At 65.3% G+C, this 19,535-nt stretch carries 18 protein-coding genes; 11 read left to right on the top strand and 7 right to left on the bottom strand.

Features of this window, described 5'->3' with window-relative positions; translation table 11 throughout:
- The first annotated feature begins 61 nt into the window (after positions 1-61).
- The gene (locus M529_RS45520; protein ID WP_021319908.1) at positions 62-964 is read left to right on the top strand and encodes a LysR substrate-binding domain-containing protein; all 903 of its coding nucleotides are present in this window, start codon (positions 62-64) and stop codon (positions 962-964) included.
- A gap of 10 nt (positions 965-974) precedes the next feature.
- Here the strand turns inward: M529_RS45520 and M529_RS45515 are convergent, their stop codons facing one another.
- Entirely contained in the window at positions 975-2,198 is a 1,224-nt protein-coding gene (locus M529_RS45515) for a polyhydroxyalkanoate depolymerase (protein WP_040601286.1), read from the bottom strand.
- Between the two features lie 128 nt (positions 2,199-2,326).
- On the opposite strand from M529_RS45515, the gene M529_RS45510 reads away from it, so the two are divergent.
- The 3 genes from M529_RS45510 (at position 2,327) to M529_RS45500 (ending at position 5,284) form a co-directional block, all read left to right on the top strand.
- Complete coding sequence (locus tag M529_RS45510; RefSeq protein WP_031295640.1) at positions 2,327-2,983, top strand: glutathione S-transferase; 657 nt, start codon at positions 2,327-2,329, stop codon at positions 2,981-2,983.
- A gap of 55 nt (positions 2,984-3,038) precedes the next feature.
- Positions 3,039-4,688 carry a M28 family metallopeptidase gene (locus M529_RS45505; protein ID WP_021319905.1) on the top strand — a complete coding sequence of 550 codons (1,650 nt, stop codon included), beginning with the start codon at positions 3,039-3,041 and terminating at the stop codon, positions 4,686-4,688.
- A gap of 173 nt (positions 4,689-4,861) precedes the next feature.
- Positions 4,862-5,284: a DUF1003 domain-containing protein gene (locus M529_RS45500; RefSeq protein WP_021319904.1), complete on the top strand. Its 423-nt coding sequence runs from the start codon at positions 4,862-4,864 to the stop codon at positions 5,282-5,284.
- 3 nt (positions 5,285-5,287) lie between these two features.
- On the opposite strand, the gene M529_RS45495 is transcribed toward M529_RS45500, so the two are convergent.
- Positions 5,288-6,376 carry an anhydro-N-acetylmuramic acid kinase gene (locus M529_RS45495; RefSeq protein ID WP_031295636.1) on the bottom strand — a complete coding sequence of 363 codons (1,089 nt, stop codon included), beginning with the start codon at positions 6,374-6,376 and terminating at the stop codon, positions 5,288-5,290.
- A gap of 150 nt (positions 6,377-6,526) precedes the next feature.
- Between M529_RS45495 and tyrS the strand changes: the two genes are divergently transcribed.
- Complete coding sequence (tyrS, locus tag M529_RS45490) at positions 6,527-7,744, top strand: tyrosine--tRNA ligase (RefSeq protein WP_021319902.1); 1,218 nt, start codon at positions 6,527-6,529, stop codon at positions 7,742-7,744.
- 74 nt (positions 7,745-7,818) lie between these two features.
- Positions 7,819-8,172, top strand: coding sequence for a PilZ domain-containing protein (locus M529_RS45485; RefSeq protein WP_021319901.1), 354 nt, complete (start codon positions 7,819-7,821; stop codon positions 8,170-8,172).
- Here the strand turns inward: M529_RS45485 and M529_RS45480 are convergent.
- Positions 8,144-9,223, bottom strand: a complete 1,080-nt coding sequence (locus tag M529_RS45480; RefSeq protein WP_021319900.1) for a mechanosensitive ion channel family protein — start codon at positions 9,221-9,223, stop codon at positions 8,144-8,146. The two genes, M529_RS45485 and M529_RS45480, sit on opposite strands and share 29 nt — an antisense overlap.
- A 262-nt stretch (positions 9,224-9,485) precedes the next feature.
- Between M529_RS45480 and M529_RS45475 the strand changes: the two genes are divergently transcribed.
- The 3 genes from M529_RS45475 to M529_RS49505 are packed head-to-tail and all read left to right on the top strand — an operon-like array spanning position 9,486 to position 10,403.
- Positions 9,486-9,878: a hypothetical protein gene (locus M529_RS45475; RefSeq protein WP_021319899.1), complete on the top strand. Its 393-nt coding sequence runs from the start codon at positions 9,486-9,488 to the stop codon at positions 9,876-9,878.
- Complete coding sequence (locus M529_RS45470; RefSeq protein WP_021319898.1) at positions 9,875-10,090, top strand: helix-turn-helix transcriptional regulator; 216 nt, start codon at positions 9,875-9,877, stop codon at positions 10,088-10,090. Before M529_RS45475 ends, M529_RS45470 begins: the two co-directional genes overlap by 4 nt.
- A 4-nt stretch (positions 10,091-10,094) precedes the next feature.
- Positions 10,095-10,403, top strand: coding sequence for a hypothetical protein (locus tag M529_RS49505; protein WP_152522673.1), 309 nt, complete (start codon positions 10,095-10,097; stop codon positions 10,401-10,403).
- 213 nt (positions 10,404-10,616) lie between these two features.
- On the opposite strand, the gene recG is transcribed toward M529_RS49505, so the two are convergent.
- The gene (recG, locus tag M529_RS45460; RefSeq protein ID WP_021319896.1) at positions 10,617-12,680 is read right to left on the bottom strand and encodes an ATP-dependent DNA helicase RecG; all 2,064 of its coding nucleotides are present in this window, start codon (positions 12,678-12,680) and stop codon (positions 10,617-10,619) included.
- Positions 12,681-12,767: 87 nt separating this feature from the next.
- Between recG and M529_RS45455 the strand changes: the two genes are divergently transcribed.
- On the top strand, positions 12,768-13,034 hold the full coding sequence (locus M529_RS45455; RefSeq protein WP_021319895.1) for an FAD assembly factor SdhE: 267 nt from the start codon (positions 12,768-12,770) through the stop codon (positions 13,032-13,034).
- A gap of 135 nt (positions 13,035-13,169) precedes the next feature.
- The gene (gene mfd, locus M529_RS45450; protein ID WP_021319894.1) at positions 13,170-16,646 is read left to right on the top strand and encodes a transcription-repair coupling factor; all 3,477 of its coding nucleotides are present in this window, start codon (positions 13,170-13,172) and stop codon (positions 16,644-16,646) included.
- Between the two features lie 124 nt (positions 16,647-16,770).
- On the opposite strand, the gene M529_RS45445 is transcribed toward mfd, so the two are convergent.
- From M529_RS45445 to M529_RS45435, 3 genes are all read right to left on the bottom strand, one after another.
- Positions 16,771-17,307, bottom strand: a complete 537-nt coding sequence (locus M529_RS45445; RefSeq protein WP_021319893.1) for a hypothetical protein — start codon at positions 17,305-17,307, stop codon at positions 16,771-16,773.
- Between the two features lie 107 nt (positions 17,308-17,414).
- Complete coding sequence (locus tag M529_RS45440) at positions 17,415-18,626, bottom strand: helix-turn-helix domain-containing protein (protein ID WP_031295635.1); 1,212 nt, start codon at positions 18,624-18,626, stop codon at positions 17,415-17,417.
- A gap of 74 nt (positions 18,627-18,700) precedes the next feature.
- Positions 18,701-19,408 carry a hypothetical protein gene (locus tag M529_RS45435; RefSeq protein WP_021319891.1) on the bottom strand — a complete coding sequence of 236 codons (708 nt, stop codon included), beginning with the start codon at positions 19,406-19,408 and terminating at the stop codon, positions 18,701-18,703.
- Positions 19,409-19,535: the final 127 nt, after the last annotated feature.

Here is a 19,535-nt window from a genome sequence, read left to right as displayed (position 1 = left end):
AGGAAACCCGGCAGCTGAAAGACTTTGTAGCTTTACGTGCCATATCTGCTAGGCATGACTGATGGAGCTTCGCCACCTTCGCTATTTCGTGGCTGTCGCCGAGGAAGGCAGCGTGACGGTCGCGGCCGAAAAGCGGCTGCACACCGCGCAGCCCTCGCTCAGCCGCCAGCTTCGCGATCTGGAGCTGGAGGTCGGCGCCCCATTGCTCGTCCGCACCTCGCGCGGGGTGACGCTGACACCTGCGGGCCAGGCATTCCTCGACCATGCGCGGCTGGCTCTCGCCCAGGCGTCCGAAGCCGTGGCTGCCGCCCGGCGCGTGGCCCGACCCGCCAAGGCCAGTTTTTCGGTCGGCTTCCTGACCGGCCAGGAAGTGGAGTGGCTGCCCCATGTCACGCAGATCCTGCGCGATCAGCTGAAGGAGATCGATTTCCGCGTGTCGAGCGACTTCTCGCCCGCCGTCGCGGAAGCGGTGCAACGCGGCGAGATCGACCTCGGCTTTTCGCGGATCGAGCCGCAACCCGACGTGACTTACGAAGTCATCGCGTCGGAACCGATCGTGGCCATCCTTCCGGCGGATCATCCGTTGGCCGCGCTATCGGAAATCGATCCCGCCGCTCTCGGGGACTTTCCCTTCATCGGCTATACCGACACGCCGCATGTGCTGCGCGGTATCGTCGAGCGTTATCTGCGCGAGCGCGGTGTCATCGTCTCGACCAGCCACTTCCTCGACAGTTTCGCGACGGGCATTTCGCTGGTTGCCTCGACCGGCGGCCTGACACTCCTGCCGGCCTATGTCGAAAAGCTGCTTCCCCGCTCGGTCGTCAGCCGTCCGCTCGCCGGCCCCAGCCCCGTGATCGAGATTGCCGCCGGCTACCGCGCGGACAATCCCTCGCCGGTGCTGCGCAGCTTCCTTCGGAATATCGACTGGCTGATCGCCGCGCGTTCCGCGATAACCGAAGGGTGACCGCCGCCTTTCAATTCATCGCCAGGATCATGTTCCGCACCTGCGGATAGACCTGCTTTTCCCATTTGCTGCCGGAAAAGACGCCATAATGGCCGACGCCAGGCTGGAGGTGATGGCGCTTGAGATGCGGGCGAAGCCCGGTGCAGAGCGTATGCGCCGCTGCGGTCTGGCCGACGGCGCAGACATCGTCTTTCTCCCCCTCCACCGTCAGCAGCGCGGTCCTGTGGATGGCGCCGGGGTTCACCCGCCGGCCGCGATGCATCAACTCGCCCTTCGCCAGCAGGGCGCGCTGGAACACCATGTCCACCGTCTCCAGGTAGAACTCCCTGGTCATGTCCAGCACCGCGAAATATTCGGTGTAGAAGTCCTTGATCTTCTGCGCCTCCACATCCTTGCCGTCAGCCAGCAGCTGATACAGCTCGCGATGCTGCGCGCCGTGCCGTTCCAGGTTCATGGACATGAAAGCGGCCAGCTGCAGGAAGCCGGGATAGACCTCCCGCCCGCGCCCCGCATAGCGGAACGGCACGACGGAGATGAGATTCTGCTCGAACCATTCGATAGAGCGCTCATTGGCCAGGTCGTTGACCACCGTGGGCGCGACCCGCACGTCGATCGGCCCGCCCATCAGCGTCATCGTCCGGGGCGTCGCCGGATCCTTGTCCTCCGCCATCAACGCGACGGCTGCCAGCGCCGGCACGCAGGGCTGGCAGATGGAAAGCAGGTGCGCGCCCATCCCCAGCTCCTGGAAGAAGCGGATCACATAGTCGACATAATCCTCGAAGCCGAAGCGACCGGCCTCCAGCGGCACGTCGCGCGCATTCTTCCAGTCGGTGATATAGACGTCATGGTCGCGCAGCAGCGTGGCGACCGTGCTGCGCAGCAGTGTGGAAAAATGCCCGGACATCGGCGCCACCACCAGCACGCGGGGCTGCGCCGTCTCCACCTCGTCCTTGGCGAAATGCAGCAGGTCACCGAAGGGCAGGTCGAGCACGACCTCCTCCCGCACCGCTACCATCGCGTTGCCACACTGGACGGCGTCAATATTATAGGCGGGGCGGCGATGGCTGAGTTGCGCGCCCTGGAACACGTCCATCAGCGCGAACATGCGGCGCGGCATGGCGAAATCGGCGAACGGTCCCAGCCTGTCTCGCATCCCCAGCGCGACCTGCGCGCCGAAGCGCGCGGGCGCGAGCATATCGTTCCAGGCCTGATAACCGCTATAAAGCATACGCATAAACACAAACTTGCCTTATTCATCCCCCCAAGGCCGATTCGGCCTTGCGCCTATGCTATACATGCTTTTCTTGTTGCACTGCATCATGATTGAGGCGGCTCGTCGCCTTTGGCAAATGGAGGATGGTCGTGGCCGTTGCGGAACTCACCCTGTCCAGCAAGAACTATTCCTCCTGGTCGCTGCGCGGCTGGCTGCTGTGCCGGCTCGCCGGGCTGAAGGTGGAGGAGAAGATGGTTGCGCTCGACGACCCGGAAAACCGGGCCGAGCTGCTGCTGCTCTCCCCGTCCGTGCTGGTGCCGCGCCTGACCCATGAGGGCGCGAGCGTGTGGGACACGCTGGCGATCGCGGAATATCTGCACGAGCTCTATCCCAGCGCGGGCATGTACCCCGCCGACCGCATCGCCCGCGCCCATTGCCGGTCGGTGTCGGGAGAGATCCATTCGGGCTTCGCCAACCTCCGCTCGGCGCTGCCGATGAACCTCAAGGTCAGGCATACGAAATTCCCGATCTTCTCCGGCGCCAAGCCCGATATCGAGCGGATCGAGACGATCTGGGCGGAATGCCTGAAGGCCTATGGCGGACCCTGGCTGTTCGGCGCAAAGCCGACGGTGGCGGACGCGATGTTCGCTCCGGTGGCGGAACGCTTCCTGACCTATGCCGTGCACCTCTCTCCCACCTCGGCCGCTTATTGCCGCACTATCAACGGCTGGGATCTGATCCGCGAATGGATCGAGGACGCGCGGAACGAACCCGACGAGGTGGAGGAACTCGACATCGAATTCTGAAGGCGAAGGGTGCCGGAGGCTTTCGTTCGGCCGCTGCCGCCTATAAGGCTCCGGGATGATCCGCTTTGCTTTGTCCATGGCCATCGGCCTGTCCGCCTTTCCCGCTGCCGCCCAGACCGTCGACCCCGCTCAGCTCGAATCGTCGGTGCGCACCCTCGCCTCCGACCTGTTCGAGGGGCGCGCGCCCGGCACGACCGGAGAGGAGCGCACGATCGGCTATCTGGTGGGCCGCTTCCAGGCACTGGGGCTGGAACCCGGCGGGCCTGACGGCCAGTGGGTGCAGCCTGTGCCACTGCTGCACACCCGTCTCGGCACGGCGGAACGGCTGGGCGTCTCCCGCACCGGCACGCAGACGCCCTGGACGGTGGGGCAGCAGGTCTATCTCTCGACGCTCCAGCCCAGGGACCGCGTGACCGTCGACCAGGCACCCATGGTGTTCGTCGGCTATGGCGTGTCGGCGCCCGAACGCGGCTGGGACGATTTCAAGGGCGCGGACCTCCGGGGCAAGGTCGCGGTCTTCCTGATCAACGATCCGGATTTCGAGGCGGCGAAGGGTGACGACGCCTTCGGCCGGTTCGGCGGCAGGACGATGACCTATTATGGCCGCTGGACCTATAAGTTCGAGGAGGCCGCGCGGCGCGGCGCCGTGGCCGCGCTGATCGTCCACGACACGCCGGGCGCCGGCTATGGCTGGAACGTGGTGACCAGCCCGCAAGGGGAGAATTACGATCTCGTCCGCGCACCCGGCAAGGTGACAAGCCTCGCCGTGCAGGGCTGGATCGAGGGCACGGCAGCGACTCGGCTGTTCGCCGATGCCGGGCTCGACCTCGCCGCCCTGCGCAGGGCCGCGCGCGGCAAGTCCTTCCGCCCGGTCGAGATCAGGGGCACGACCTTCTCCGCCGCCTTCCCCGTCACGCAGGAAGTGGTGCGCAGCGCCAATGTCCTCGCCCGCATCCCCGGCACGAAGCGGCCGGACGAAACAGTGATGTTCGGCGCCCACTGGGACGCCTATGGCAAGGGCGCGCCCGACGCACAGGGCCGCGTCTATCGCGCCGGCGCCAATGACGACGCGCTGGGCATCGCCGGCCTGTTCGAGATCGCGCGCGCCTTCAAGTCCGGCCCCGCGCCCGACCGCAGCGTTCTCTTCGCCGCCTGGACGGCCGAGGAGCGCGGGCTGCTGGGCTCCGAACATTATGCCGCGAATCCGGTCTGGCCCCTGGAAAAGACCGTCGCGAATCTCGCGCTCGACATCCTCCAGACCGCGGGCAAGGCGCGGGACGTGATCCTGGTCGGCAAGGGCCAGGGGACGCTGGAGGATGATCTCGCCAGCGCGGCGGCGAAGCAGGGCCGCACGGTGACGCAGGAAAGCCTGCCCGAACGCGGCCTGTTCTATCGCGCCGACCATTTCTCCATGGCAAAGCGCGGCGTTCCGGTGCTGCTGCTGATGGGCATCGCCGGCGCGTCCGATCTCGTGGAAGGCGGCCGGACGGCCGGGCAGGCCTGGGTCGATGCCTATACCGGCCAATGCTATCACCAGGCCTGCGACGCCTGGGGACCGGATTGGAATCTCGACGGCGCGGCGCAGGACATCGGCCTGATGCTGGACATCGGCGGCGACCTCGCCCGCTCGACCCGTTGGCCGGAATGGAAGCCGGGATCGGAGTTCAAGGCGACGCGCGACAGGAGCGCCGGAGAGCGGCCGTAGGCTGGGCCCAGCTATACGGGTAGATGTACTGGATTCCCGGAACGGGCCGGCAACGCGCACGATCACACCCGCCCTTTCCCGGCCGGGTGCTTCGCCCGCGCAGGCCCGCTTCCGCCCCGGCTCGCGAAGGGATATGGCCGGCTCCGGCGTCCTTAACTTTGCGAGCCCCGGCCATGCATTTTCCTGCCCTTCCCCATCATCACAGCCGTAACCCCAACGCCCTGTTCGACGAAGGCATGACCTTCGGTGAAAGGCTGGCCGATCGTGTCGCGGCGGTCGGCGGCTCGTGGGGCTTCATCATCGCCTTCGGACTGTTCCTGGCCGCATGGGCGGTGGTGAACACGGTGATCCTGGTAACCCACGCCTTCGATCCCTTCCCCTACATCTTCCTCAACCTGATGCTGTCGATGCTCGCGGCGCTGCAGGCGCCGATCATCATGATGAGCCAGAACCGGCAGGCCGCGAAAGATCGCCTCCAGTCGCGGCTGGACTATGAAGTCAACGTACGGGCTGAAATCGAAATCGCCGGCCTTCACCAGAAGATCGACCGCTTGCTGGCGCGGTTCGACTGCGGCGTGGACGAAAGGCCGGCTTGAACGTCAGGCCGGCCGGAACAGCACCCCGCCGGTCATCGGTGTCGGCGCGCCGGTGGTGCCCGGAAAGCTGATCGGCAGGTCGCGCAGCCGCCGCACCGCCATATAGGCGAAGCCCTGCGCCTCCAGCGCGTCGCCGTCCCAGCCCAGCTCATCGACCGGACGAACCTCCACGCCTGTGCGTTCGGCGAGCATCGCCATCATCGTCGCATTGTGCCGTCCGCCACCCGCGACATAGATACGCGCGGGCCGTTCCGCCAGATGATCCAGCGCCCGCGCCACCGCAGCGGCGGAAAAGGCGGTCAGCGTCGCCGCGCCGTCCTCCAGCCCCAGGCCCCGCACCGCGTCGATGGTGAAGACTTCCCGGTCGATGCTCTTGGGTGGCGGCACGGCGAACCAGGGATCGGCAAGCAGCGCGGCCAGCCGGCCCTCGTCCACCCTGCCCCGCGCGGCGGTCGCGCCGCCCTCGTCATAGGGCCGTGCCCCTGCCTCCTGCATCCAGTTGTCGATCAGCCCGCTCGCCATGCCGGTGTCGAAGGCGACCAGGTCGCCATCCGATCCGATCGCGGTGATGTTCGCCACCCCGCCCAGGTTGAGCACGGCGACGGGCTTGGGCAGGCCATGGGCCAGCGCGCGGTGATAGACGGGCAGCAGCGGTGCGCCCTGCCCGCCCGCGCGCACGTCCGCGCTGCGCAGGTCGCCGACCACGTCGATGCCGAACGCGCCCGCCAGCGCCTGCCCGTCGCCGATCTGCCAGGTCCAGCCCCGCTCGGGCCGATGCGCGACGGTGTGGCCGTGGAAGCCGATGACGCCGATCTCTTCCGCCTGCCGCCCGCTGCGGCCGAGCAGGTCCGCCACCGCCTCGACATGCAATGCGGTCAACTCCTCCTCGACCGCGCGGACCAGCGGCTCGAAACCGGGCGCCTGCATCGCCATGGCGCGCAGGCAGGCTTCGGCGAGGCGGGCACGGAAACCCTCCGCATAGGCCATGGCGTGGAAGGCGACGGGTACCACATGCCCCTCCCCGTCGGTCTCGATCAGCGCTGCGTCGATACCGTCGCGCGACGTGCCGGACATGAGGCCGATCGCAAGCATGGATTGGAAAGCGGTCACCTGTCCTCCGTTCGGGCCGAGCCTGTCTGCGGCCCTCCCCTTCCTTGAAAGAAGACGCGCGTCTCCACAAGCGCAGGCAGAACGGAGCGCGGGACTTTCGCCACCCGTTCGCCAATGCTAAGGGCGCGCGCCATGAGCCAGTATCAGTCCGACCTCCTCCGCCTGCTCGACGAGCGCGGCTATATTCACCAGCTGACCGACGCGGAGGGGCTCGATGCCCTGGCCGCCAAGCAGGTGGTGCCCGGCTATATCGGCTTCGATCCCACCGCGTCCTCGCTCCATGTCGGCAGCCTGGTGCAGATCATGATGCTGCGCCGCATGCAGCAGGCCGGGCACAAGCCCATCGTCCTGATGGGCGGCGGCACCGGCAAGATCGGCGACCCCTCGCTCCGCGACGAGGCGCGCTCGCTCATGACGGTCGAGAAGATCAACGAGAATGTCGCCAGCATCAAGCGCGTGTTCGAGCGTTTCCTGACCTTCGGCGACGGCCCGAGCGATGCGATCATGGTCGACAATGCCGAATGGCTCGACCGGCTGGAATATATCCCCTTCCTGCGCGACATCGGCCAGCACTTCTCGGTCAACCGGATGCTGAGCTTCGACTCGGTCAAGCTGCGGCTGGACCGGGAACAGTCGCTGAGCTTCCTCGAATTCAACTACATGATCCTCCAGGCCTATGACTTCCTGGAGCTGTCGCGCCGCGCGGCATGCCGGTTGCAGATGGGCGGCTCCGACCAGTGGGGCAATATCGTCAACGGCATCGAACTGGCGCGCCGGGTCGACGGCACGCACGTCTATGGCCTCACCTCGCCGCTCATCACCACGGCGGACGGCGGCAAGATGGGCAAGACCGCCAGGGGCGCGGTATGGCTGAACGCCGACGCGCTGGCGCCCTATGACTATTGGCAGTTCTGGCGGAACACGCAGGATGCCGATGTCGGCCGCTTCATGCGCCTGTTCACCGACCTGCCGCTGGACGAGATCGCCCGGCTGGAGCGCCTGGAGGGCGCGGAGATCAACGACGCCAAGAAGATGCTCGCCGACGCCGCCTCCGCCATGGCCCATGGTGCGGAAGCAGCCGAGGCCGCAGCGGAGACCGCGCGCAAGACCTTCGAGGAAGGCGCGTCCGACGCCAACCTCCCGACCGTCAGCCTCGGCGCGGAAGGCCTCACCGTCGTGCAGGCCAATACCGCGCTCGGCTTCGCCGCCTCCAACAAGGAGGCCCGGCGCAAGCTGGAGGAGGGCGCGATCCGCGTGAACGGCGAGGTGGTGAAGGACCCGCATCACCCGCTCAAGCCCGGCGACAAGGTCAGCTTCGGGGCGAAGAAGCACGGTCTCGTCGTCGCCTGAGGGAAAGAGCGCTAACCGGGCGCTAAGCCTGTCGGATAGGAAAGCGTCCATTTTTAATAACTTAGGTTGGCGCCATGTCCTCGCTGTTCGCCAACCTGTCCCATGTCGTGCAATCGCGCGATCCGTCGGTCAACCGGCGCAGGGCTGCCCGCGATCTGGTCGACATGGTCAGCCATGTGACGATCCACGGTCGGACGGAAGGGGTGCGGATCATCAACATCTCGCCGCTTGGGGTCATGTGCCGGACGGATGCGGATCTGCCCGTCGGCGTGCTGATCGCCATCTGGCTGCCGGTCGTCAGGGATGTCGGCGTGGCGGTGCGCTGGGCGGAGGAAGGCCGGGCGGGCATGGAATTCGTCCAGCCGATCGTCCCGGCGACCTATGAAGCGATGCTGGCGCTCATTCCGCCGCGGCGGACGGCCTGGTAAATCCTTCTCCCGCCTCGATCCGCTGACGGCCGCGCGCCAGCGCCTCGGGCATCTCGTTCCGCAGGAATCCCAGCATCGTCTCGCGCACCTCGCAGCGCAGGTCGAAGGCGACGCCCGCATTGCGCGCCGACAGCAGCCCCCGCAGTTCCAGCGCATCGGCGCGGTGGTCCGTCACCTGCAGGATCGCGACACGCCCGTCCCACAGCCGGTGCGCCTTGACCGCCTCGACGAAGCGGTCGCGGATGCGCTCCACATCGGCGGTCGGATCGACATAGAGGAACACGGTGCCCAGCAGGTCGCTCGTCTTGGTCGTCCAGTTCTGGAAGGGCTTTTCGAGGAAGTAGGACACCGGCACCACCATGCGCCGGTCGTCCCAGATACGCACCACCACATAGGTCAGCTTGATATCCTCGATCCGGCCCCATTCCCCTTCCACGATCACCACGTCGTCCAGCCGGATCGGTTCGGAAAAGGCCATCTGGATGCCGGCGATCAGGTTCTTGAGCGCCGGCTGGGCGGCCGCGCCCACGGCCAGGCCGACCAGCCCCGCGGACGCCATCAGCGTGACGCCGATGCTGCGCACCCCCGGTATGGCGATCAGCATCAGGGCGACGATGATGAAGCCGACGACGAACTGCGCCACGCGATAGAGGATGCGGATCCGCGTATGCTGGCGCCGGGCCTTCAGGTTGTCCTCGACCGTCATGTCGCTGCGGCGTTCCATCAGGATGCGGCCGGCCCGCATCCCGGCAAAGACGATCCAGCCCATGATGAAGACGAACAGCATCTTCGACCCGATCGACCAGATCGCCTCCACCCGGTCTCCCAGCACCAGCGGCTGGACGCCCGCGGCAAGGGCGAACAGCACCACGAGCCAGCGGGTCGGATGATAGAGCGCAGGAAGGATCACCGGATCGATCCCGACGCGCCGGGCAATCCGCGTCGCGATCCAGTAGGCGATCCAGTGCAGCAGGAAGGCAGCAACCACCGACAGGGCGATGGAAAGCGCCGCCATGGGCGTCACATGATGCAGGCTGATGTCCGAAGGCATGATGGGGCAACGACCGGGCCGCGGGATGGTTTCGCCGCTGGTCGGATCCTGCGAGGCAAACGCTCCCTTCCGAGGCGGAGGTATCTACAAACTATGGAATAATGAGAAATTTTCACCCGACTGCGTTGGTGCCAGAGCTGGCTCGGCACCCAGAAGGTCCCGAAACACCCAATCCGCACAACGAAGCTTCCCCGGCAAAATGTAAAAAATGTTTGACAATTCGGCCTAGCTGTCTAACTTTCTTTACAGGCTGAAGGCGGGTATGATGGTTACAGAAAGACAGAAGAAGATTGTGGTTGCCGGGGTACTGGCGATCTCCGCTGCGGCTCTCGCCGGGCTTTTGATAGCTATTATCCCCCACCACCAATCTTTCATGCTGAGCGGCGCGCTGGCCTTAATGGTCCTGACCGGCGCCTTCCTCGCTGGGGTGCCACGCTGGCGCAGACTAGATCACATGCAGCGAGATAGCCGCCTTGACAGCTGGTATTGGGGCGGAAGTTTTGGCGGGGCTGCCGGACTGGTGCTGGTATTGGTGTTCAGCGGAGTCCGCAGCCCGATCTTTGCAGGCGCAGCCTCGGTCTGGGTGCTTCAATTCGCTGGCTACGCTACCGCGCGTCTTCATTGGTGGCTTACCCACCGATCGGCAGCATCGTGAAAAACCGCCTGCGCGAGGAACGGGTCGCCCGTGGCCTCAGCCAAGGGGAATTGGCAGAGCGCATGGAGGTGTCTCGCCAGACAATAAATGCAGTCGAGGCAGATAAGTACGATCCGTCCCTACCACTTGCGTACAAACTTGCAGCATTCTTCGACATTCAAGTCGAAGCGTTGTTTTATAACCCGTTCAAGCAAGTTGATAAAATCGAGTAGAAGTATGCCGAATGCTATCATTCTATCGATTGCTACGTTAGCCGGCTTGGTAGCCTACATCGCTCTGCCGGCGCTTCTGGCGACGGCTTGCAAACATCCAGAGCGTGCGCTGATCTATAAATTGAGCCCTCTAACTCTTCTATCGTTCATCCTGTGGCTGGTGCTCGTCGCATGGGCCTTTACCGGGCGGCGGGACGATGCAGTCATCGCCCGTCATGTAACCAAGCTGCGGGAGAATAAACGACTTCCCTCAGTAATCGTCCTACTGGTCCTGTTCGGCCTGGCAGGAAGCCTCATACCTCTTGTGCACTGACTTGCTCATGGCAGGGATGGTCGCCATCGTACTTACAGTGGCTCTCGGTATAGCTCTGCCGTCTGCGATACGTGCGGCCAAGAAGTCCGTCCGGAGGAACAGCAGAATGGCGGGTGTGGCACTCTCCATCGGGTTTGCTTTCTCGATGCTTTGCGACCCTCGCAAACGGGAAGTCATCGAAAGTATAGGAGAACCTCACAACGATGACGAGAGTCACCCGCTTCGCAGAAGCCCCACCGCAGCGTCGCGCTCGAACAGGTAGAGGCAGGTCCGCGCCGCTTCCCCCCGCGCCTCGCTGAGACCGCCGTCCCGCTCCATCAGCAGGTGCGCGTCGTCGCGTGCCATGTCGAGCAGCGCGGCGAGATGCTCGGGCGTGGCGAGCTTCAGCTGCATCTCGCCCGACTGGCGCGTGCCAAGGATCTCGCCCGCACCGCGCAGCTTCAGGTCCTCCTCCGCGATCCGGAAGCCGTCATTGGTCTCGCGCATCAGTGCCAGCCGCGCCCGCGATGTCTCCCCCAGCGCATTGCCGCGCAGCAGCAGGCAGACGGACGGCTTGTCGCCCCGCCCCACTCGCCCGCGCAGCTGGTGCAACTGGGCAAGGCCGAAACGGTCGGCGCCCTCGATGATGATCAGGCTGGCATTGGGCACGTCCACGCCCACCTCGATCACCGTCGTCGCGACCAGGATCTGCGTGCGATTGGCGGCGAAGGCTTCCATCGCGGCGTCCTTCTCCGGCCCCTTCATCCGGCCGTGGACCAGCCCGACCCGCTCGCCGAAGCGCATCCGCAGCGATTCCGCGCGCGCCTCGGCCGCCGCCTGATCGCTCGTCTCGCTCTCCTCCACCAGCGGGCACACCCAATAGGCCTGCCCGCCGCCGTCGACATGGCGGGCCAGCGCATCGACCACCTCGTCCAGCCGCTGGGCGGACATGACCAGCGTCTGGATCGGCTGGCGCCCCGGCGGCATCTCGTCCAGGCGCGACACGTCCATCTCGCCATAATAGGTCAGGGTCAGCGTGCGCGGGATCGGCGTCGCCGTCATCACCAGCAGGTGCGGCGCCCGTTCCGCCTTGGACGCCAGCATCATCCGCTGCGCCACGCCGAAACGGTGCTGCTCGTCGATGACGGCCAGGCCCAGGCTGCGATACTGCACCGCCTCCTGAAAGATCGCATGGGTGCCGACCAGGATATGGATGCTGCCGTCCGCCAGCCCCATCAGCGTGGCCTCGCGCACGCGGCCCTTTTCCCGGCCGGTCAGGATCGCGATCTCCACCGGCAGCCCGGCGGCCATCCGGCGCAGCGTCTCATAATGCTGGCGGGCCAGGATTTCCGTCGGCGCCAGCAGCGCGCCCTGCATCCCCGCCTCGACCGCGTTCAGCAGCGCCATCAGCGCCACCAGCGTCTTGCCCGATCCCACGTCGCCCTGCAGCAGGCGCAGCATCGGCGTCGCCTGCGCCATGTCGCCCTCGATCTCGCCAATGGCGCGACGCTGGGCGCCGGTCGGCGCGAAGGGCAGCTTCAGCCCCGCGCGCAGCCGCCCGTCCCCCGCGATCGGCACCCCGCGCCGCCGCCGCGACGACTGGCGCACCAGCATCAGCGCCAGCTGCCCCGCGAAGATCTCGTCATAGGCCAGCCGTTCGCGGGCCAGCGCATCGGACGGATCGGCATGGACCCGCGCCAGCGCCTCGCGCCAGCCCGGCCAGCCCTTGCGCGCCAGCACGCTGGGCTCGATCCATTCGGGCAGCTCCGGCGCGCGGGCCAGCGCCTGCGCCGCCAGGTCGCGCATCCGGTTGTTGGTCAGCCCCTCGGACAGCCCGTACACCGGCTCGCGCGCGGGAATCGTCGCCGCCTCCTCGGGCGGCAGGACATAGTCCGGGTGCACGATCTGCAGCGCGTCGCCATAGCTTTCCAGCTTGCCCGACACGAATTTGGGTTCGTTCAGCGGCAGCAGCTTGCGCGGCCAGGCGCTGTTCCGGCCGAAATAGATCAGCGACACGGCGTTCCCGTGCCGGTCGGTCGCGTGCACGCGGAAAGGCGCGCGGGCGCTGCCGCTCGCCCGGTAATCGACCGGCGTCAGGACGATGCCGATCACCCGGCCCGCATCCGCCATGTCCAGCTCGTCGGTCAGCTTGCGGTCGACCCAGCTGACCGGCAGGTGGAAGGCGACGTCCACCGCGCGCGCCAGCCCCAGCCGCTCGAGCGGACGGGCCAGCGTCGGGCCGATGCCCTTGAGCGCCGCAATTTCGGCGAATAGCGGATTGAGAATATCGGGTCGCATGTCTATCTGCGCAGGCTCTACCGCAGCCGGGACGGTGCGCAAACACCCGATCGGCCTCTACGGCCATGTTCGTCAAAGGAACAAATTGTGAACGAGGATCCCCGCATGCGCCGCCTGCACTTCCGGGCCTGGCACCGCGGCACCCGCGAGGCGGACTATACCGTCGGCGGCTTCTTCGACCGCTATCATGCGCAATGGTCGGACGAGGAGATCGCCTGGTTCGAACGCTTCATGGACGAGCAGGACGCCGACATCATGGCCTGGGCGCTCGGAACCCTGCCCGTGCCGGAGGATTATGCCGGTCCCATGATGGACCGCTTCCTGAAGCTCGATTTCGTGAGGATCGAGAACTGATCCAAAGATCCTCCCCTGGCAGGGGAGGTGGCCGGCCGCAGGCCAGACGGAGGGGTATCCTCCCCTCGATAGCGCAATACCCCTCCACCGGCTTCGCCGGTCCCCCTCCCCGACGGGGGAGGAAGGAAGAAAAAGATGACCGACCTCCCCAGGATCCTCAAGGCCAAGGCGCCCCTCACCCTCTCCGGCGTGCCGGCGGGGTTCCAGCCCTGGCTGCTCGCCGACATCGCCCGCGCCGCAAGCGGTTCCGGCCCGGGCCGCGCCCTGTTCGTCGCCCCCGACGAACAGCTGATGCGCGCCGTGGCGGAAACCGCGCCCTATTTCGCGCCGGAGCTGGAGATCGTGGAGATCCCCGCCTGGGACTGCCTGCCCTATGACCGCGCCAGCCCCTCGCTGCGCACGGCGGCCGCCCGTCTCGCGGGCCTGCACGCGCTTCAGGCCAGGCCGAAGGGGCCGCAGCTGGTCCTCACCACCATCAACGCCCTGACCCAGCGCACGCTCACCCCCTTCCGCGTCCGCCAGCTCGTGGCAAAGCTCGCGCCCAAGGAGCGGATCGCGATCCAGCGCCTCGCCGACATGCTCCAGGCGAACGGCTATGTCCGCACCGACACCGTCCACGACCGCGGCGAGTTCGCGATCCGAGGCGGCATCGTCGATCTGTTCCCGGGCGGCGAGGAACAGCCGCTGCGCCTCGACTTCTTCGGCGACGAGATCGAGACGGTGCGTCGCTTCGACCCGTCCGACCAGCGCACCACCGGCAGCGTCGACGGCCTCACCCTCCTCCCCGCCTCCGAAGTGCTGCTGGACGAGGAGACGGTGAAGCGCTTCCGCGGCCGTTATCGCGAGATCTTCGGCGCCACCGCGACCGGCGACCCGCTCTACCAGGCGGTCAGCGACGGGCGGCGGCTCGCGGGCATGGAGCATTGGCTGCCGCTGTTCGAGGAACGGCTGGTCCCCCTCACCGATCATCTGGGCGACGACACCGTCGTCGTGCTCGACCATGGCGTCGCGGGCGCGGCCGAGGCGCGGTTCGATGCGATCCGCGACTATCATGCCAACCGCGTCCAGGCGAAGTCGTCCGACCCCGGCGCCTACCGCCCGCTCAAACCCGAAGCGCTCTATCTCGACGCCGGCGAATGGGCCGCGTCGGTGCGCGACTGGCCGATGCACGCGACCACGCCCTTCCACGAGCCGGAAAGCGCCACGGTGCTCGACTTCGCCGTGGATGGCCCGCGCGACTTCGCGCCGGAACGCGCGCAGAACGCCAATGTCTACGAAGCCGTGGGCAAGCATATCGCCACGCTCCAGCGCGCGAAGAAGAAGGTCGTGATCGCCAGCTATTCCGTCGGCGCGCGCGAGCGGCTCTCGGGCCTGCTCGCCGACCATGGCGTCAAGCGGCTCGCCGCCGCGGACGACTGGCAGCAGGCGCTGGGCACCGCGGCGGGCGGCAGCGTCACCCTCATCGTCCTGCCCCTCGACCATGGCTTCGCCGCGCCCGACGTCGCGCTGCTGACCGAGCAGGACATGCTGGGCGACCGCCTCGTCCGCCGCGCCAAGCGCAAGAAGAGCGCCGACGCCTTCCTGCAGGAGCTTGCGACGCTCTCCCCCGGCGACCTCGTCGTCCACACCGACCACGGCATCGGCCGCTATGAGGGGCTGACCCAGATCCCGGTGGCGAAGGCGGCGCATGACTGCGTCGCGCTGGAATATGCCGGCGGCGACAAGCTCTACGTTCCGGTCGAAAATCTCGAAGTCCTCTCCCGCTACGGCTCCGACAGCGAGGGCGTGGCGCTCGACAAGCTCGGCGGCGAGGCGTGGCAGCGCCGCAAGGCCCGGATGAAGGAGCGCATCCGCGAGATCGCGGGAGAGCTGCTCAAGACCGCCGCCGAGCGCGCCCTGCGCCCCGCCACCGTCGCGGAGCCCGACGCCGCCGGCTACCCCGCCTTCGTCGACCGCTTCCCCTATCAGGAAACCGACGACCAGGACCGCGCGATCGCCGATGTCATCGAGGACCTGGGCGCCGGCAAGCCGATGGACCGCCTCGTCTGCGGCGACGTCGGCTTCGGCAAGACGGAGGTCGCCCTGCGCGCCGCCTTCGTCGCGGCGATGGCGGGGATGCAGGTGGTGGTGATCTGCCCCACCACCCTGCTCGCCCGCCAGCATCACATGAACTTCGTCGATCGCTTCCGCGGCTTCCCGATCGAGATCGGCCGCCTTTCCCGCCTCGTCCCCGACAAGGAGGCGAAAGCGGTCAAGGCGGGCCTGGCCGACGGCAGCATCGACATCGTCGTCGGCACCCACGCCCTGCTGACCAAGGGCATCGAGTTCAAGCGCCTCGGCCTCGTCATCGTCGACGAGGAGCAGCGCTTCGGCGTCACCCACAAGGAGCGCCTGAAGTCCCTCAAGACCGACGTCCACGTCCTCACCCTCACCGCCACGCCCATTCCCCGCACGCTCCAGATGGCGATGTCGGGCCTGCGCGAGCTGTCGGTGATCCAGACCCCGCCGGTCGATCGCCTCGCCGTGCGCACCTATGTCATGCCCTGGGACGGGGTGGTGATCCGCGAGGCGCTGCTGCGCGAGCATTATCGCGGCGGCCAGAGCTTCTTCGTCGTCCCCCGCATCTCCGACCTGTCCGACATAGAGGAATATCTCCGCACCGAAGTGCCGGAGGTCCGCTCCGTCGTCGCCCATGGCCAGATGAGCGCGACCGAGGTGGAGGAGCGGATGTCCGCCTTCTACGACAAGCGCTACGACGTGCTTCTCTCGACCACCATCGTCGAAAGCGGGCTGGACATCCCCAGCGCCAACACGCTCATCATCCACCGCGCCGACCGCTTCGGCCTTGCCCAGCTCTACCAGCTGCGCGGCCGCGTCGGCCGGTCGAAGACGCGCGCCTATGCCTATCTCACCACGCCGGAAAACCGCGTGATCACCGAAACCGCGGAAAAGCGCCTGAAGGTGCTGTCGGACCTCGACACGCTGGGTGCCGGCTTCCAGCTCGCCAGCCACGACCTCGACATTCGCGGCGCGGGCAACCTGGTGGGGGACGAGCAGTCCGGCCACATCAAGGAAGTCGGTTTCGAGCTCTACCAGTCGATGCTGGAGGACGCGATCATGGACGCGAAGGCGGGCGGAGTCGGCCTGGAGCCGCGCCGCGACAGCTTCTCGCCGCAGATCACCGTCGACGCGCCGATCATGATCCCGGACGACTATGTGCCGGACCTTGACCTGCGCATGGGCCTCTATCGCCGGATCAACGAGCTGGAGGACCGCCAGGGCCTCGAATCCTTCGCCGCCGAACTGATCGACCGTTTCGGCAAGCTCCCCGCGCCGACGCAGAACCTGCTCAAGATCATCGAGATCAAGCAGAATTGCGTAAAGGCCAACATCGCCCGCATCGACGTCGGGCCAAAGGGCGCCCTCGTCAGCTTCTTCGAGGACCGCTTCCCCAACCCGGCGGGCCTGGTCGCCTATATACAGCGCCTCGACGGTGTCGCGCGGCTACGCCCCGACAGCAAGCTGGTGGTCAACCGCAACTGGCCCGACCCGGGCGCGCGGCTCAATGGCGCGCTGCAACTGTCGAAGGGGCTAGCGAAGGCGGCGGGATGAGGGGGAGGCGGGCGCCAGTTGCCCCGGCTCGCTCGACGATGACTTTGCGTCAACAGCAATCATCGCTCGGATCAACTCGCACACCAGAAAGCGGAGGTCGGTTCTAAATTTGTGAGAATGTCCGCTATGTCCGATCTTTCCTCTCAACGCCGAACGCCTTTGGCAGCCGCTCGTTTACAAGGTTATCGAAAGCATCCAGCGTAGCTTTGAACCCCGCCAGAGTACCCGCGTCATCGGCAATAAACATGCTGATGCCCTGTGCAATCTCAAGCATGGAGGCATCGTCACCAGTTGCCGGCTCTATCTCGCGGAACGCCTCCGTGAGTTTCGCCTTGTAGTTCTTTAGGGGAATGTCGCCTCGATGCGCGACTTCGTTCCGCAAATCCTCTAGCGCCTTCAATACCGCATTCAGCTTGTCCGCGTCGTTCGGATCTTTCTGCCATAAAGCGCATAGTAGGCGAGCTTTGTGGGGGAAAGAGAATTTCACCCCTTTCCCGAATAGCTTGTCGGGATGAGGTAAAAGCTTCTTGATGACCTGTTCGAGTTCGTATTCAACAGCCGCGTGGAATGTCAGGACTTCGATGGCGAACGTGTCTAGTTGTTCTCCCTTCTTCGCAATCCTGAATACGGCTTCAATGCCATCATAGTCTGTGCCTGCCATTAGAAAATCCCTTTCGACGGGGCGGCGTCGTGCGCCCGTTCCACATCGCGACCAAGCTAATCGTCTGGTTGCTGCTCCCTGTCGTGCTGGCGGGGATTGCCTCCGCGTCAGCGACGATGGCGATCCGGAAAAGCGATGACTTGACCTTCGCTTTGCGGGGCCGCCTGGCCATCCAATGCAGTGCGCTTCAGCGTCACGACCTCAGCCGCATCGCGTTCAAACCAGCCCGGCGATAGACCACAAAGCAATTCGACATCGGTTGCCGAGATGGTGAACTCCGTCGCGAGCAGGTCCGCTTTGCTGCGCACGCCATTGTCGACGATCAGGTTAAGGCTGTCGCGAAGAGCTCGCGGCTGTTGGATAGGCCAGTGCTGGTCCAGCGGCTCGCCCTTCGACCACCCCTTCGCCGAATAGAGTTTGTAAAGTTGAAGCGACAAATCTTCAGGAATGATGTCGAGATCATAAAGGCGCTTGATCTGAGCCTTAATCGATACCCGCCACCTCTCCTTGAGATTAGCCAACACCGCAAGCGAGCAGCGACGAACCTCATGCGGATAGCTTGTCGATGGCATCAGGAAGGCGCTGCCGAGCCGGAAAGCCTGACGCTCGATCATACGGAGGTTGGCTTCGAATTCCTCAGCCGGCACGCTCCTATGGAGAATGGCGTGCGCAAGCTCATGCGCAGCATCCATCTGCCTACGAGGAAAGGACATTTTGTCGGTGGCCAGCAACACATGCGGCCGTCCGTCGATGGGCGACCAGCTACAGAGGCCATCGAGCTTCGTCGTGTTCATTGGGATGGTCGCGACAACGACGCCGATGCGTTCCATCAAGGCGACAATGTCGCCGCTAGGTCCTTCACCGAGATTCCAATGTCGCCGCAAGTCGAGTGCGATCTGCTCAAGATCCTCATCGCGTAACTGCGTATAGTCAGCACCTGCAAGGACATCGGGAATATCGACCTCGGGCAGATCCACATAATGGCTGATGATGTAGCTGGCTTCGTGCAACCACTGCATCTGAGCCTTCTGATACGCCAAGTCCCGAACCAGTGTACTCGACAGCGAACGCAAAAAGGTCGGCCGATCGCTTTCGTAGGTGTCGCGAAGAAAATATTCCGGACGAACCCGGAGCTCTCCCGCCATACGGACGAGCATCGCTGGGTCGGGCGTCTGATCGGAGTCTTCGTCTTCCCACCGCGAGACCGAGCTGGAGCTTGCATCAAGACGTCTAGCGAGAGCAGCGCGAGAAGGGATGCGCCGCGCATGACGGATCTCGGTGAGCCGAGCCGGTATGAATCCCGGAGTACCAATCCTCATGGACAGAGTCCTTACGGCTTCGCACCCTCTTAAGGGTGCGAAGCATAAAAAGCACGTTTTTCAATACGATCGATTTATTCGCTTGAGGCGTCTTCAGCGTCGCTATCCGGACGGTTCTCCGGAGGCAGGAAGAGCTTGCGAGTCGTACGGAGTTTGATCTCGGCACCCCGATCGTCGGAATCGTCGGGACCATCGGGCGCTGAGCTACCTTCGCCATACCCGCGCAGGAAATCTTCGAGCGATTCATAGAAGATGAAATCCTTGTAATCGGCGCCGATGACGCCGACCGCAATTTCTTCAATCATACCGGCTTTGTTGCGATCACGAGCAGTCAGAAAGAGCACGAAGATGTCGTTCGCACGTACGCTCTTCGGATCGTCGAACATGCTCGGCTGGAGATGCCAGTTCAAGGAAACGCCAGCAGCGCGCGACATGTTCTTCGCGGGCATCTTACGCGGCTCGGGCATCGCGGCGAAACCGAGGATGACGCCAACCTCCGGTCCCTGGAACCGTGCAAAAGGCTGATAGACGCGCAGATCGGTGCCCGGCATGATGCCGTCTTCGACAAGATGGCCGCCATGGAGCTGCACGACCTCCTCATAGCCCTGCTCCTGCAGGCGGAACCGGATTTGTCCCTCAACTTCCCGACTGCGCTTCGCGTTAAGCGGAATGTTCGTTTTCACGACGTCGTGCGCCTTGAATGCCTCGGCGCGGTGACGGTCTTCCAGGTCGATCCACAGTTCCTTCGGAACGGTATCCAGAATGGTACGGCGAATATCCATCGAGTAGCCCCAGTTAGTGCGGAAGGATTTATGCCACGATTTTTTGCGTAATGCAACGGCGCGTCGATAATATCGTGTTCTTTGCCCTCATAGGCTCGCAGAATCACGGCGCAATGCTGCGCGCTTC

Source organism: Sphingobium ummariense RL-3, assembly GCF_000447205.1.
In the GTDB taxonomy this organism is placed as follows: domain Bacteria; phylum Pseudomonadota; class Alphaproteobacteria; order Sphingomonadales; family Sphingomonadaceae; genus Sphingobium; species Sphingobium ummariense.
The sequence above is the reverse complement of the archived record's forward strand: the minus strand, read 5'-3'. Positions and strand labels throughout refer to the sequence as shown.